This is a genomic window from Kitasatospora sp. NPDC004240, assembly GCF_053603215.1.
Genome location: NZ_JBSGFD010000102.1, coordinates 14,848 through 29,959, shown reverse-complemented (window position 1 = coordinate 29,959; position 15,112 = coordinate 14,848). Strand labels below are relative to the sequence as shown.

The following is a 15,112-nucleotide window of genomic DNA, read 5'->3' as shown; positions in this document are numbered from 1 at the left end:
ACCACCGCGAGGCCGGCCGCCGCGGCCGCCTCGACCAGGGTGGCGGCGGCGTGACCGCGGACCAGGTCCGCGGTCACGGTCACCTCGGGATGCCGGGACCGCCAGGGGGCGAGCGCGTCCGTGAGCTGCTGTCGCTCGGCGGCTTCCAGCTCCGTGTCCATGCTGCCGATCGCGGCGAACGCCATGTACTCGCTCCCGGCCGGCGGTGCCCAGGCGTGGACGACCCGCAGCGGTACCGAGCGCAGCCGGGCCGCCTCGAAGGCGAAGCCGATGACCTCGTCGCACGCGTGCCGGAGGTCGAGGCCGAGGACGACGTCGCCGGCGGTCGCGGTGTCGCCCGGCGGGGTGTCCTCGTCCGCACGGACGAGGACCGTCGGACAGGCCGCGCGCCGCAGCACCTCCTGGCTCACCGACCCGACCAGGAAGCCCCGCAGCGTACCCAGTCCGCGCGAGCCGAGGACCAGCATGGTGGCGGTGCCGCTCGCCGCGTCGAGGGCCTCGACCGGGTCCCGGCGCACGTGGGCCGACGTGACGTCCTCTCCGGCGGCGAGGACGGCCCGCAGCTCCGTCTCCGTGGCGGCCAGTCGCTGCCGGCTCCAGGCGATCGCGTCGTCGGTACCCAGGACATCGGTCGCCGGCCATGGCCAGGCCTGGAGGAGTTCGAGGGGCAGCCCCCGGAGCAGCGCCTCGCGCGCGGCCCACCGGGCCGCGGCCACGCTCTCGGGGGACCCGTCGAAGCCCGCGACGATCGGTCCGTTCACGGCGGCCTCCGCGTTCATGGCACCCTCCGGATCACGGGTCGGGCGGTCACGGGTAGGGGAAGGTCAGGCGGAACCGGACCTGTCGTTCGCGGTGGCGTCGGTCATCCCGGCTCTCAGCAGCATGTGCCCGAGCTCGACCAGGGCCCGCCCGGCCGCGTACTCGTCGCCGATCTCCGGAACGGGCGGGTCGTGCGGGTTGCGATGGGCGGCCGTGCGGCTCTCCAAGGTGTTGTCGCCGGTGTCCAGCACGGCGTGGACCTTGGTGACGTCGCCCTCCTCGAACAGGTCCAGACGCAGCGCCCAGCGTTTGGTGCGGACGGGTCCAGGTGTGGTGCTCTCGCTCATGGGGGTGTTCTCCTCCCGCTCGGCGCACCCACGACGGGGACGGACGGCCCCTGGAGGGCGTCGGTCCCCGACATTCCCATCCTGAACCGTGCGGCGGCTTCCGGCGCGGCGAGGAACCGGGACCGGGCACGTCGCGCGGTGCGGCACGGCGGTGCAGGCTGGAGACAGGACACCGCACCCCGACCGCCGCGGCACCCTACTGCCGCGGTGCCCGGACCTGGGCGCAGCGGTCGCCGTCCACGCCGTCGGACGCACGGTCGCCGCGGACGGTGCGGTCCGCCCTCGGCAGCGTGAGCCACGCAGACGACCGCCGGCAGGCGTTCGGGACGGGAGACCCGGATGAGTACCGCATTCGTGCGCCCGGGCGAGCGGATGGCCGACGCGTCCGCCATGGCCTCGGCCTTCGAGGACGGCCACCGCGCCCTGTACTCGTTCCTGATGGACCGCCCGATCTGGGGGTGGTCGTCGCGTCCGGCGCCGCCGTGCCGGGCGATCACGAGCAGGTCGAGATGTACGTCTGCGGGCGGTGGCGGACGGTAGGCCTGTATCGACGTGAACTCCTGACCCGGGGCCAGGAGGTGACGGGGCCGGCGATCGTCGCCGAGTCCGGCGCCACCACCGTGGTCGACGACGGCTGGCGGATGGTCGTCGGTGAGCCCGGTCACCTCCTGCTGGAGCGGGTCGCCGCGCTCCCCCGGGCGGACGTCGGGACCGAGGCGGATCCGGTTCTGCTGGAGGTCTTCAACAACCTCTTCATGTCAGTGGCCCAGCAGATGGGTGTGCGGCTCGAATCGACCGCGCAGTCCGTCAACATCAAGGAACGGCTGGACTTCTCGTGCGCCCTGTTCGACCCGGAGGGAACCTGGTCGCCAACGCACCGCACATCCCGGTCCACCTGGGGTCGATGGGCACCACCGTCCAGGAGGTGATCCGGCGGCGCGGCGGCGCGATGCGGGCCGGGGACAGCTACGCCGTCAACGATCCCTACCACGGTGGGACCCACCTGCCGGACGTCACCGTCGTCACGCCGGTCTTCGACGACGCCGGGAGCCGGATCCTCTTCTTCGTCGCCTCGCGCGGGCACCACGCCGAGATCGGCGGCCTCACCCCCGGCTCGATGCCGGCCGCCAGCCACCGGATCGAGGAGGAGGGGGTGCTGTTCGACAACTGGTTGCTGGTCGAGGACGGGCGGCTGCGGGAGGCCGAGACCCTCCGGTTGCTGAGGGAGGCGCCGTACCCCTCGCGGAACCCGGAGACCAACCTGGCGGACCTGCGCGCCCAGATCGCGGCCAACCGCAAGGGCGCCGACGAGATCGCCGCGATGGTCGACCACTTCGGGCTGGACGTGGTGCAGGCGTACATGCGGCACGTCCAGGACAACGCCGAGGAGGCCGTCCGCCGGGTGGTCGACCGCCTCCACGACGGTGTGCACCGGTACGAGACCGACTCGGGGGCGGAGATCGCCGTCAGGATCACCGTGGACCACCCGCACCGGTCCGCGACCGTCGACTTCACCGGCAGCTCGGCCCAGTCGGACAGCAACCTCAACGCCCCCGCGTCGGTCGTCACCGCGGCCGTGCTCTACGTCTTCCGTACCCTCGTGGCCGACGACATCCCGCTCAACGACGGCTGTCTGCGTCCGCTGAGGATCGTCGTTCCGGAGGGTTCGATGCTGGCCCCGAGCCACCCCGGCCGCGGTCGTGGCCGGGAACGTGGAGACCTCGCAGGCGATCGTCGGCGCGCTGTACGCGGCCCTCGGCGTCCAGGCCGAAGGCTCCGGGACGATGAACAACGTCAGCTTCGGTAGCCGGGAGCACCAGTACTACGAGACGCTCGGGTCGGGTGCCGGCGCGGGCGACGGGTTCGAGGGCGCCTCCGTCGTGCAGACCCACATGACGAACTCCCGGCTCACCGATCCCGAGGTGCTGGAGTGGCGCCTGCCCGTCCTGCTGGAGGAGTTCGCCGTACGGACCGGCAGCGGCGGCGCCGGCCGCTGGCGCGGCGGTGACGGAGCGGTCCGCCGGATCAGGTTCCGCCGGCCGATGACGGTGAGTCTGCTGTCGGGCCACCGAAGGGTGCCCCCGTACGGTCTGGCGGGCGGGGCGGCCGGGGCACTCGGCGCCAACCGCGTCGAGCGTTCGGACGGGTCCGTGCAACCGTTGTCCGGCTGCGACTCGACCACGGTGGGGCCGGGCGACGTCCTGGTGATCGAGACTCCCGGTGGCGGCGGCTACGGTCCGCCGCCGGCACAGCGCGAAGGGCCCTGAGCACCGGCGAGGCCAGGACGGGGCCGTGGGCGGCGGCGTGCGCGCCCGGGCGCCCTACCGGAGCACGTCGTTCCCGCCCGCCCGCCCCCGCGGCTGCTCCTCGGTGTGGATGATCCGGCCGGTGACGGTCGTGGGGCGCAGGCGGATCCACAGGTCGCGCCGCCCGCCCGCCCATGGGTCCGGGCCGTCCTCCCGGGCGAGGCGGACGGTCGCCTCCGGTTCGGTGGCCGCGGCGGCCCGGCCGGTCAGCAGGACGCTCCAGCCGGTGCGCAGGACCTCGTCGACCCGGTCGACCTCGAAGGCGATCCGGGTGCCCGGCGCGGTGGCGAGCGGGCCGGCGGCGGAGGTGCGGAAGAGCACGGCGGCGTCCAGCACCCGGTAGTTGACCGGCAGGATGACCGGGGTGTCCGCGGTGGTCAGGGCCACGCGCCCGACGCCACCGGGCGCGATCCTGCGCCAGCACTCGGACACCGGCAGCTCGGTGAGGACGGGGTGGGCCGCGGCCACTCCCGGGCCGGGCGGGACGTCGACGTCCCCGCCGAGCAGCCGGTCGACCGTGGTGCCGAGCGCGTCGGCCAGCCGGATGAGCGGCTCGGCCTCGGCGGTGGACGGTGAGGACTCCAGGTACCCGAGGAAGCCCTCGTCCATCGCCGCCCTCACGGCCACCTCCGAGCGGCTGAGCCCGAGTTCCTCGCGTCGCCGGAGGATCCGGCGGCCGAGGTCACCGGGGTGGACGGGCTCGGGCTGTACCGCCGGTATCTCGCCTGCGGGTCTCCTGGCCACGGTTCGCTCCTCCGCTCTCCGGGCCCGCGTTCGCTCGCAGGCCCCGCGCCGGTGCGGCCCGTACGGGGCCTGCCGGTACGACTCCAGCATCCACCGGCGATCCGGCCGTACGGCAGGGCCGCCCGGCCCGCCGTGCGGGGCCCCAGGGCGGGCCGACCGGCCCTTCCCGGGACGGGCGTGGCCGGGTCGAGTGGAAGGAGGAAGACGTACGGGAGGAGGTGGGCCCGGTGACCGGGACCGCAACCGCGACCGCGGGCGGGCCGCGCCCGCTGCTGGTCGCCACAGGGGTGCGCAAGGTCTACCGCACGGGATCGGTGGAGGTGACGGCGCTGCGCGATCTCGACCTGACCGTCCGGCGGGGCGAACTGGTCGGGGTGATGGGCCCCTCCGGCTCCGGCAAGACCACCCTGCTCAACTGCCTCTCGGGCCTGGACGACATCGACGCCGGACGGGTCGAGGTCGACGGCCGCGACCTGTTCGCCATGTCCGACGCCGCGCGCACCGAACACCGGGCACGGGCGATGGGCTTCGTCTTCCAGGCGTTCAACCTGATCCCGGTCTTCTCCGCCGCCGAGAACGTCGAACTCCCGCTGCTGCTCACCGGCAGGCCGCCGCACGAGGCGCGCTCCCGCGCCGAGGCGATGCTGGAGCGGGTCGGCCTCGGCCACCGGGTCTCCCACCGGCCCGCCGAACTGTCCGGCGGCGAACAGCAACGCGTCACCATCGCCCGCGCCCTGGTCGCGCGGCCCGCCGTGGTCTGGGCCGACGAGCCGACCGGCAACCTGGACAGCGCCATGGCGGACCAGGTGATGGAGCTGCTCCGTACGCTCAACCGCGACGAGGGGCAGACCATCGTGCTGGTCACCCATGACGAGGCGATCGGACGGCGTCTGCCCAGGCTGGTCCGGATGCGCGACGGCCGGCTGGTCGCCGACACGGCCCGGACGGTACCGGTGGGCTGACCCGTGTACCCGAACCTCCTCCTCCCGCTGCTCGGCCTGCTGGCCGTGGCCCTGCTGGTGCTGCTCCTGGTCGCCGTGCGCCAGCCCGTGGTGCGCCGGCTGGCGCTGCGCCAGGTCGCCCGGCGCCGTACGGAGGCGGCCCTGGTGATCACGGGCTCGATGCTGGGCACCGCGATCATCGTCGGCGCGCTGGTCGTCGGGGACACGCTCAACTTCTCGGTCCGCCAGGAGGCCTACCGCACCCTCGGCCCGGTGGACGAGCGGATCGTCAGCACCGAGGTCTCCGCCGGGCAGGCCGTCGCCGACCGGCTGCGGCCGCTCGCCGCCGACCCGGACGTGGACGGGGTGCTCAGCGGACAGGTCGCCCAGGCGGCGGCCACCGCTACGGCCGACGGCGGGCCGACGGCCGAACCGCGGGTGCTGGCCTGGCAGATGGACCTCGACGAGGCCGGCCGCTTCGGCGCGGCCGGCGGTGACCCCGGGCTGCACGGCCCCACCCCGCCGCCCGGCCAGGTGGTGCTGAACGAGCCGCTCGCACGCACCCTGCGCGTCGGCGACGGCCAGCCGATCACCGTCCACCTGTACGGGCAGCCGACGGACTTCACCGTCGCCCGGGTCGTCCCACAGGAGGGCCTGGCCGGCACCGGGCTGGGCGGACGGGTCAACCGCAACGTCTTCCTGCCGCCCGGTGCCCTGGACGCCGCCGCCCGGGCCGCGGGCGTCCAGCCGCAGTCGGTGACCCTGGTCTCCAACCGCGGCGGCGTCGAGTCGGGCGAACGGCTCACCGACGCGGTGACCGCCGACATCCGTACGGCGCTCGGCGCCGACGCGGGCCGCGCCGCCGTGGACACCCCCAAGCACACCGTCCTCGAGGCCGCCCGGAAGACCGGGGACTCGCTCGGCGCCCTCTTCCTGATGATCGGCAGCTTCAGCGTCATCGCCGGCGCGCTGCTCCTGGTGAACATCTTCGTGATGCTCGGCGAGGAGCGGAAGCCGCAGCTGGGCATGCTGCGCGCGGTCGGACTCAAGCGCTCCCGCCTGATCGGCTCCTTCACCCTGGAGGGCACGCTGTACGCGGTGGCCGCCGCCCTGCCCGGGGTGGCGATCGGCATCGGGGTCGGCTGGGCCGTCGCCCTGGTCGCCGCGCAGATCTTCCGCGGCTGGTCGACCGGCGGCAGCGGGCTGGACATCGTCTTCTCGGTCACCCCGACCAGCCTGCTCAACGGCGCCGCCCTCGGCCTGCTGATCGCCCTGGCCGCCATCGTGGCGACCAGCGCGCGGATCAGCCGCTTCAACGTGATCGCCGCGATCCGCGACCTGCCCGCCGGGACCGGGCGGCGGCCGCGCCGGCGGCTGGCCGCCGTCTGCGGCGCGCTCGCCGTCCTCTGCGCCCTCGCGGCGGTCCCGGCGGTCGCCCGGAGCCAGGCCGAACAGACGTACCTGCTGCCCGCCCTCGCCGTCGCGTTCGCCGTGCCCGCCGCACGACGGGTGCTGCCGCGGCGCCTGGTCGCGGGCCTGGCCGCCGGTCTGGTGCTGACCTGGACGCTCGCCGCGAGCGTGATCCGGCCGGGGATCTTCGACAGCCCGTCGATGGCCGTCTACGTCATCATCGGCACCCTGGCGGCCTTCTCCGGCGTCGTCCTGGTCAGCGAGAACCAGCAGACACTGCTCCGGCCCCTGCGACGGCTGATGAACCGCCCCACCCAGCAGGGCCTCGCCACCCGGCTCGCCGCCGCCTACCCGCTGGCCAAGCGGTTCCGCACCGGATCGACGCTGGTGATGTACACCCTGATCGTCCTGGTCCTGGTGCTGCTCACCGAGATCTCCGGCATCATGAACGCCGGCATCGACCGGTCGGTGGCCGACGCCACCGCCGGCTACACGCTGCGCGTCGACTACAACCCGCAGGCGGGGCAGGACCCGCTGGCCGACCTGCGCGCCCGCGCGGGGAGCGGGCAGATCACCGCCGTCGCCCCGCTGCTCAACGCGCGCGGCCAGGCCGACGACCCCGGCCACCGCACCACCCGGCCACTGGAGACCGCGGTCGTCGGCATCCCCGACGGCGCCGCCGCCGGGATCACCTTCCGCGACCGGCTGCCCGGCCTGGCGGACGACGAGGCCGTCTGGGACGCCCTCGCGGCCCACCCCGACCACGTCGTCCTGGACGGCTTCTTCGGCGCCACCGGCGGCCCCGCCGGCAAGTTCTACGCCCCCGGCGACACCCTCACCCTCACCGACCCGGTCACCGGCCGCTCCGAGCGCAAGACCATCGCGGGCGTCCTCAACAGCGGCCTCGCCTTCTACCCCGGCAACGGCACCAGCGCCGCCGTCTACCCGCTGATCGAGAGCCGGGACAGCACGGCCGCGCAGTTCGGCGCCGAGGCTCGGACGGCCGGCGCCCTGGTGCGCACCGCGCCCGGCACCTCACCGGAGGAGCTGGCGTCCCGGCTGCAGGGCGACCACCTCTCCGCGAGCCTGGTGGCCACACCGATCGCCGCCGACGTGCACCGCCTGTTCGCCGCCAACACCGCGTTCTTCCGGCTGATGCAGGGCTTCCTGGCGCTCGGCCTGCTGATCGGCATCACCGGCCTCGGCGTGGTGATGGTCCGGGCCGTCCGCGAACGGCGTCGCACCATCGGCGTGCTGCGGGCGCTGGGCTGCCAGGCCCGGACGATCGAGCGGTCGTTCCTCTGGGAGAGCGGCTTCGTCGCCCTGGAGGGCACGGTCCTCGGCGCCCTGCTCGGGGTGCTCACCACCTGGCTGATGTACCAGAAGAGCTCCGCCTTCGCCGGCCTCAACGGCGGCTTCCCGATCGAGTGGGGCGCCATCGCCCTGCTCGCCGCCGTCACCCTGGCGGCCTCCCTGCTGGCCGCCCTCGGGCCCGCCCGCCACGCCGCGCGGATCAGACCCGCCCTGGCCGTACGCGTCTCGGACTGACCGGCCGACCGCTCAGCGGCGTCCGAGAAGCCTCGCGAGGAAGCCGCCGCCCCTGGTGGCGTTCCGGTCGCAGGCGCAGCGGTCGGTCCGGGGGATCCCGGCGAGCACCTGGTCGACGTGCATGCCGCACCCCTTGTAGGTGGCCTTGCCGCAGGCGCGGCACGTCGTACGTCGGCACATCGCAGAACTCCTCGGGTCCCGGAGGGGTGCCCCTCCTCCTCCAATATACCCGCTGGGGTATTTCTGGCCGTCCTGTCCACAGCGTCCCGCGGCCGGGCGATCGCCGCGGGACGTCAGCGCCCGGCCTGCTCCGCCGCAGCCACGGCCCGCTTCACGGCGGCGAAGCTGTCCGGCGTCACGGAGATCGAGTCGATTCCGGCCTGTACCAGGAAGCGGGTGAACTGCGGTCCGAGTGGCCGGACGTCAGCTCGTCGACCCGTCGGCGGTCCTCGGCCGGCAGCCGCTCGGGGTGGACCAGGGCCATCGGATGGACGCGCACCTGGTGGGCGACGACGAATTCGGTACGGGCCAGCCCCACACCGCCCCCGTTGCGCCCGGCCCGCAGGTGCCGCCCCCGCCCGGGCGGCACCGATCCGTTCCTCGGCCGTGCTCGGGCCCGGGCCGTGGACACCGGGCGGAGGCCGTCAATCGGCGAGGAGGTGCGGGTGGGGTGGCACGGGCGGTGCGGCGGGGGCCTCCTGCCCGTGGTGGTAGTGGTGGATCCGGGTGTCGGGGCCGGGGAAGTACTCGGTCACCCGGCCGTTGTCGGACCAGCGCACGTCGTAGGGCGGAGTGCCGTCCGCGTGGTGCAGCCCCACGATCTCCCCGTCCCTGCGTGCCGCGCCCGGCCGGGTCGGCCGGACGATGATGCGGTCTCCCACGGCGGCCTTCATGGCGTCCTCCCTGGGGCGCTACAGGACCGGGGCGCGCCCCTCGTACCTCCATGACACCACCGGCGGGCGCGTACGGCAGGGGCCGGAAGGTCCCGGGTCATCGGTCCGTCCGGCCCTGGGACGGCGGGCCCGGCCCGCGCGAGACTGACCGTACGGCCAGCAGGCACACGCCCGGTACGGAGGAGTCGCGCCATGTCCGTCGGAACCACCGCGCGCCGCCACCCGGTGCCGCGCACGTCCCTGCGCCGGCACGTCCGCCGCGCCGCCGGCCGGGACCCCAACCCGCTCTGCCGCCCGGTCGACCGGGCCCGCAGCCGCGCGCTCGTGGTGCTGGCGCTCGCCGTCACGGCCGCGATCTCCGTGGCGGTCGGTGCCGGCCTGCTGGTCCTGCGCGGGCAGACGCACGCCGCGCAGCAGGTCGCCCGGCACCGGCACGCCGTCACGGCCGTCACCACGGGCCCGGCGCAGCCGGACGACCTGCGGGCGGGCGGTACCCAGGCCCACGCGCAGGCCCGCTGGTCGTACCCGACCGGGCCGGGTGGCGGACGGATCCCGGTACCCGAGGGCACCGTGCCCGGTACGGACGTTCCGATCCACGTCGACGACGCGGGCAACCCCGCGTCACCGCCCAGGACGACCGAACAGATCGCGTCGGACGCCGTGCTGGTCGTGCTCGGCACCGCCACCGCGCTCGTCCTCGGCGCGGAAGGGGGGTTCGCGCTGCGCCGACACGTTTTGGGACGCCGGGCGGAGGCGGGCTGGGAGGCCGCCTGGGGGCGGGTGGAACCGGAGTGGTCCGGCCGCCGGTGACCGGCGTCAGAGTCGGAAGGCGCGGGTCTCGCCCGGGTGGACGACGGCCGTGGTCCCGCGGAACCGGATCCGGACCGGCTCCTGCCGGTCCTCGCGCAGGCTGACCGTGGCCGCCCTGCGGTCGACCGTGATCACCAGGCCCCAGTGGCCCCGGTAGCGCAGTTCGAGCTCCAGCCGGCCGAGGGCGGACGGCAGGTGCGGATCCAGCCAGAGCGCGTCCTCGCGGATCTCCAGGCCGGTGTAGCAGCGCTGGAGCAGGTCCACCGCGCCCGCCATCGCGCCCAGGTGGACGCCCTCGGCCGTGGTGCCGTGCTGGGTGTCGGTCAGGTCGGCCACCAGGGCGTCGCGGAAGTACCGCCAGGAGGCGCGGCGGTCGGAGCGGGTGAGCACCCAGGCGTGCACCACCGAGCTGAGCGTCGAGCCGTGCACGGTGCGCGGGAGGTAGTAGCCGGTGGTGCGCCGGAGCAGCTCGTGGCCGGCGGGGTAGCCGAGCCGCCGCAGCAGGTCGCGGACCTCGCGGGCGGAGAACAGGTACCAGAGCATCAGCGCGTCGGCCTGCTTCGAGGCCTTGTACCGGTTGACGGTGTCGCCCTCGGCCTCCAGGATCCGGTCGAGCCGGCGCAGGTCGGTGTAACGGCTCCGGTAGGCCGCCCAGTCGAGCTCGGCGAGCCGTTCGTAGCCGGCGAACTGGCTGAGGACGCCTCCGTGGAACGGGACGTGCAGGCGCCGGCCGACCTCCTGCCAGCGCTCCAGCTCCGGGTCGTCGAGGGCGAGCCGCTCACGCAGCTCGTCGCGCCGGTAGCCGGGCAGGACGTCCAGGGCGTCCTGGGCACGGGCCAGCACCCACGAGGCCATCACATTGGTGTACGCGTTGTCGTCCAGGCCAGGCCGATCCGCCCACGGGTAGGCGTCGTGGTACTCGTCGGGACCGAGCACACCGCGGATCGACCAGCGTCCGAGCCCGCGGTCGTACGTCGCGGCGGAGGACCAGAACCGGGCGATCTCCAGGAGCGTCTCGGCGCCGGCCTCGGCGAGGAACTCCCGGTCCCCGGTGGCCTGGTAGTACTGCCAGACGTTGTAGGCCACCGCCGAACCGACGTGCCGCTGGAGCCGGCTGTGGTCGGGCAGCCACCGGCCGGACAGCGGATTGAGGTGCAGCCGCTGGGACTCCTCACGGCCGTCCCCCGCGCTCTGCCACGGGTACATCGCGCCGCGCAGGCCGGCCTCCCGGGCCTGGCGCCGGGCCGCGTCCAGCCGGCGGTGGCGGTGGCGGAGCACGGCGCGGGTGAGCTCGGGGAACCGCAGATTGACCAGGCGCAGGACGAACAGCTCGTCCCAGAACACATGGCCGCGGTACGCCTCGCCGTGCAGGCCGCGGGCCGGGATCCCGACGTCGAGGTCGACGGAGTGCTCGGAGTAGGTCTGGAGCAGGTGGAACAGGTTCAGGTGCAGCGGCCCGAGGCCGTCGAAGTCCGCATCGATCCGGCAGCGGCGCCACAGTTCGACCCAGCGCAGCGCGTGCTCGGCGAGGAGGTCCTCGAAGCCGCCGGCCTCCGCGGCGAGCAGACGGGCGGCGCGCAGCGGGGTTCCGATCGCCCGGTCGCGGGAGGTGTACAGCGCCACGACCTTCTCCACCGTGACCGGGCGGCCGCGCCCGGCGTCGACGGTGAGGCGGTGGGCCACCCAGCCCTCGCGGCACTCGGTCGCCACCCGCGCCCGCTCGGCGCGGGTCCGGGCGCAGAGCGCGATCCGCAGGGGCGAGCCGACCGCGGCGCACTCCAACCAGACCGGGCCGCTCCCGTCCGCCCCCTGGCCGTACGGGACGAGGTGGCGTTCGGTCAGCCCGCGGTAGCGGGCGACGCCACGGTTGGTGACGTCGCCGTCCAGGCCCGAGCGGACCTCCAGCGGGCCGGACCAGTTCTCCGGGGTGAACGTGCTCTCCAGGGCGAGCAGGTGCGGCCGGGCCTGGCTGGCGAAACGGCGTTGCGTCAGACGGGTCCGCCGGCCCCGGCCGTCGACCACCAGCGCTGTACGGGTCAGGACTCCCCGGCGCAGGTCCAGCTCGACCGTCTGCTCGGCGGGCCGGCCGTCGAACCACTCCCCGTCCGCGGCGCGGAAGGTCAGGGGCAGCCAGTTCGGGCAGTTGACCAGGTCCTCGTTGACGATCGTCCGGCCCGCCACCGTCGAGGCGGCGCGGTCGAAGCAGCCGGCCAGGTACGTCCCCGGGTAGTGGACGCCGTCCGCGGCCGCCTCGGGCGCCGCACCCCGGCTGACCACGTAGCCGTTGCCGACCGCGCACAGCGCCTCCCGCACGCCCTCCCCGGCCGGGTCGAAGCCCTCGTGGCGCAGCGTCCACGGGTCCGGCATGTCAGGTGACCCCGCCACCGCGTCCGCTGCCACCTCGCGACCTCCGTGCCGACCGACCTGCCTCCAGTCTGCGCACCCCGGCGCCGGGGTGCGCGCCCGCCCGCGACGGACGGCGGCAGGTACCCCCGCGGTGCCCCGGGGCACTCAACGCCCTCCGGCGGCACGGCATGGGCCGGACGACCCTTCCGGGCGGGCGGGGCGGGCGCGGAGGGTGGAGGAGGAGACCGGCGACGTCCGAGGAGAGGAACCATGTCCACAGTCCACGCGCGCCGCACCACCGCCGAGGCCCTGCTGGCCGACGGCACGACCGCCGTCATCCGGCCGATCGGCCCGCGGGACCACCGGGCCGTCCTCGCCCTGCACGCCGACGGGATGTCCGACGAGAGCCGCCGGATGCGCTTCTTCGGAGCCAGCCGCGATGCTCCCGCCCGGGCGGCCGATCGCCTCTGCGGCAGCGGGCGCCCGGGCCTGCTGGCGCTGGGCGCCTGGGTGGGCGGGGAGCTGGTCGGCGAGGCGGACTGCGAGATCCTGGACGACCACCCGGACACCGCCGAACTGGCGCTCGCCGTCGCCGACCGCTGGCACCACCGGGGCGTCGCGACCCTCCTGCTGGAACACCTCGTGCACACCGCCCGCGCCGAGGGCGTCCGCTTCTTCGAGGCGGACACCCTGTTCGACAACCGGGCCGTCCACCAGGTCTTCGCCGGCCTCGGCCTGCCCGTCCGACGCGGCTTCTCGCAGGGCGAGGTCAGGATCCGGGTGCCGCTCGACGAGAAGGACGAGGGTTACCGCGCGGCCGTCGACGAACGCGGCCGCCACGCCGACCTGGCCAGCCTCGCCGCGCTGCTGCGCCCGTCCTCGGTGGCGGTGGTCGGCGCCTCGCGGCGGGACGGCTCGGTGGGGCGGACCGTCCTCGCCAAGATCCGCCAGGGCGGCTTCACCGGCGAGCTCCGGGCCGTGAACCCGCACGCCGGAGAGATCGACGGCGAGCCCGTGTACCCGTCCGTCGGCGCGCTCCCGGCCGTACCCGACCTCGCGGTGCTCGCCGTGCCCCCCGCGGCGGTGGCGGACGTGGCCGAGGAGTGCGGCACCGCGGGCGTCCGGGCACTGGTGGTGCTCACCGCCGGTCTCGGACCGGACGACGCCCGCCGGCTGATGCGCGCCTGCCGGCGCCACAGCATGCGCCTGGTCGGGCCGAACAGCCTCGGCCTCGCCCAGACCGATCCGGCCGTGCGGCTGGACGGCGAGTTCGGCGGGGCGTTCCCGCTGCCCGGGACCGCCGGGGTGGCGGTGCAGAGCGGCGGCGTCGGGATCGCCCTGCTGGAGCGGATGGCCTGGCTGGGGATCGGGGTGTCGAGCTTCGTGTCGCTCGGCGACAAGTACGACGTCAGCGGCAACGACCTGCTCCAGTGGTGGGAGGCGGACGGCCGGACCGAGCTCGCCCTGCTCCACCTGGAGTCCTTCGGGAGCCCGCGCGCCTTCGCCCGCACCGCGCGCCGGGTCACCCGCACCATGCCGGTGCTGACCGTCGACGCCGGGCGCTCCGAGGCCGGCCGGCGGGGCGCGGCCTCGCACACCGCGGCCGCCGCCACCCCCACCCTCACCCGGGCGACCCTGTTCCGGCAGGCCGGCATCACGGCGACCCGCAGCATCGACGAACTCGTCGACACGGCGGCCCTGTTGCACGCCCAGCCGCTACCCGCGCCGCGCGGCGCCGTCGCCGTGGTGTCCAACGCCGGCGGCATCGGCGTCCTCGCCGCCGACGCCTGCGCCGACGCGGGCCTCACACTGCCCGAACTCGGCCGGGACATCGCCCGTACGCTCCCTCCCGGCGCCGGCGCCCGCAACCCGGTGGACACCACGGCGGCGGCCGGGCCGCACGAACTGGCCCGCTGCCTCGACGCGTTGGAACGCGACCCCAACGTCGACGCCGTCCTGCTCTGCCTGGTGCCGACCGCCCTCGCCACCACCCCCGACCGCGACCCGCTACGCGCCGTGCTGGACGGACCGGGCCGGCGCCGCGTCCCCCTCGCCGTCGTACGACTCGACCAGCAGGTCCCCGTCCGCTACCTCACCTGCGCCGACGGGGCCGCCGTACCCGCCTACTCGGACACCGTCGCGGCCGCCCGCGCCCTCGCCCACGCCCGGGACCGGGCCCGCCGGCTGGCCGAACCGCCGTCCGCCGAGGCCGACGCCCCCGGCTGCGACCCGCGCACCGCCCGCGGCCTGGTCGACGGCTACCTCACCGACCACCCCGAGGGCGGCTGGCTCGACCCGATCACCACCGCCGACCTGCTGGAGAGCTACGGCCTGCCGCTCGTCACCTCGGTCTGGGCCAGGGACGAGCACACTGCGGTCGCCGCCGCGGCGGGGCTGCGCCGGACCGGGTACCGGGGCGGGGTGGCCCTCAAGGCGTACTGGCCGGGCCAGGTGCACAAGAGCGCGGCGGGCGCGGTCCGCACCGGCCTCGCCTCCGACGGTGAAGTGCGCTCCGCCTACCGGGAGTTCACCCGGACCTTCGGTGACGCGCTGGCCGGTGCCGTGGTGCAGCCGATGGCCGCATCCGGGGTCGAACTCCTGGCGGGCGTGGTCCAGGACCAGGTGTTCGGGCCGCTCGTCGTCCTCGGGGCCGGCGGCACCGCCGCCGAGGTCCACGCCGACCGCGCGGCCCGCCTGGCCCCGCTCAGCGAGCACGACCTCACCGCCATGGTCGCCGAACTGCGCAGCGCACCCCTGCTGTCGGGTCACGCCGGCCGGCCACCGGCCGACCTCGCCGCAATCCGCTCCGTGCTCGCCCGCCTCTCCCGCCTCGCCGACGACCTTCCGGAGCTGGTCGAGGCCGACCTCAACCCCGTGATCGCCCGCCCGGACGGCGCCCTCTGCGTCGACGCCCGCATCCGCCTGGAACCCCGCCCCGCCTTCGACCCCTACCTCCGCCGCCTGCGCCGCCCGCCGTCCGCGGGGGAGTGGACGCCGTGAGGCCCGCC

At 75.2% G+C, this 15,112-nt stretch carries 10 protein-coding genes and 1 pseudogene; 5 read left to right on the top strand and 6 right to left on the bottom strand.

The window, feature by feature from the left end; all coding sequences use genetic code 11:
- Both ACWEQL_RS25440 and ACWEQL_RS25435 read right to left on the bottom strand, forming a co-directional pair.
- Positions 1 to 779 (bottom strand): universal stress protein (locus ACWEQL_RS25440; protein WP_452152624.1); only part of this gene is annotated, 779 nt, incomplete at its 3' end.
- Between the two features lie 45 nt (positions 780 to 824).
- Complete coding sequence (locus ACWEQL_RS25435) at positions 825 to 1,106, bottom strand: dsRBD fold-containing protein (RefSeq protein WP_452152623.1); 282 nt, start codon at positions 1,104 to 1,106, stop codon at positions 825 to 827.
- 315 nt (positions 1,107 to 1,421) lie between these two features.
- Between ACWEQL_RS25435 and ACWEQL_RS25430 the strand changes: the two are divergent.
- Positions 1,422 to 3,373: pseudogene (locus tag ACWEQL_RS25430) on the top strand (hydantoinase B/oxoprolinase family protein); the annotation flags it as partial.
- 54 nt (positions 3,374 to 3,427) lie between these two features.
- On the opposite strand, the gene ACWEQL_RS25425 reads toward ACWEQL_RS25430, so the two are convergent.
- A complete protein-coding gene (locus tag ACWEQL_RS25425) occupies positions 3,428 to 4,156 on the bottom strand; it encodes a helix-turn-helix domain-containing protein (RefSeq protein WP_452152622.1) in 729 nt (242 codons plus the stop codon).
- Positions 4,157 to 4,383: 227 nt separating this feature from the next.
- Here ACWEQL_RS25425 and ACWEQL_RS25420 point away from each other — a divergent pair, with 227 nt between their 5' ends.
- Both ACWEQL_RS25420 and ACWEQL_RS25415 read left to right on the top strand, forming a co-directional pair.
- Positions 4,384 to 5,118, top strand: a complete 735-nt coding sequence (locus ACWEQL_RS25420; RefSeq protein ID WP_452152621.1) for an ABC transporter ATP-binding protein — start codon at positions 4,384 to 4,386, stop codon at positions 5,116 to 5,118.
- Positions 5,119 to 5,121: 3 nt separating this feature from the next.
- Positions 5,122 to 8,055 carry an ABC transporter permease gene (locus ACWEQL_RS25415; protein WP_452152620.1) on the top strand — a complete coding sequence of 978 codons (2,934 nt, stop codon included), beginning with the start codon at positions 5,122 to 5,124 and terminating at the stop codon, positions 8,053 to 8,055.
- 12 nt (positions 8,056 to 8,067) lie between these two features.
- Here the strand turns inward: ACWEQL_RS25415 and ACWEQL_RS25410 are convergent, their stop codons facing one another.
- Together ACWEQL_RS25410 and ACWEQL_RS25405 are read right to left on the bottom strand one after the other, a co-directional pair.
- Positions 8,068 to 8,235 carry a hypothetical protein gene (locus ACWEQL_RS25410; protein ID WP_452152619.1) on the bottom strand — a complete coding sequence of 56 codons (168 nt, stop codon included), beginning with the start codon at positions 8,233 to 8,235 and terminating at the stop codon, positions 8,068 to 8,070.
- Positions 8,236 to 8,699: 464 nt separating this feature from the next.
- Positions 8,700 to 8,948, bottom strand: coding sequence for a DUF1918 domain-containing protein (locus tag ACWEQL_RS25405; RefSeq protein ID WP_452152618.1), 249 nt, complete (start codon positions 8,946 to 8,948; stop codon positions 8,700 to 8,702).
- 192 nt (positions 8,949 to 9,140) lie between these two features.
- Between ACWEQL_RS25405 and ACWEQL_RS25400 the strand changes: the two genes are divergently transcribed.
- Positions 9,141 to 9,758, top strand: coding sequence for an Rv1733c family protein (locus ACWEQL_RS25400; protein WP_452152617.1), 618 nt, complete (start codon positions 9,141 to 9,143; stop codon positions 9,756 to 9,758).
- A gap of 6 nt (positions 9,759 to 9,764) precedes the next feature.
- Here ACWEQL_RS25400 and ACWEQL_RS25395 read toward each other — a convergent pair whose 3' ends face one another.
- On the bottom strand, positions 9,765 to 12,158 hold the full coding sequence (locus ACWEQL_RS25395; RefSeq protein ID WP_452152616.1) for a glycoside hydrolase family 65 protein: 2,394 nt from the start codon (positions 12,156 to 12,158) through the stop codon (positions 9,765 to 9,767).
- A gap of 216 nt (positions 12,159 to 12,374) precedes the next feature.
- Between ACWEQL_RS25395 and ACWEQL_RS25390 the strand changes: the two genes are divergently transcribed.
- A complete protein-coding gene (locus ACWEQL_RS25390) occupies positions 12,375 to 15,104 on the top strand; it encodes a bifunctional acetate--CoA ligase family protein/GNAT family N-acetyltransferase (RefSeq protein ID WP_452152615.1) in 2,730 nt (909 codons plus the stop codon).
- The last annotated feature ends 8 nt before the right edge of the window (positions 15,105 to 15,112 follow it).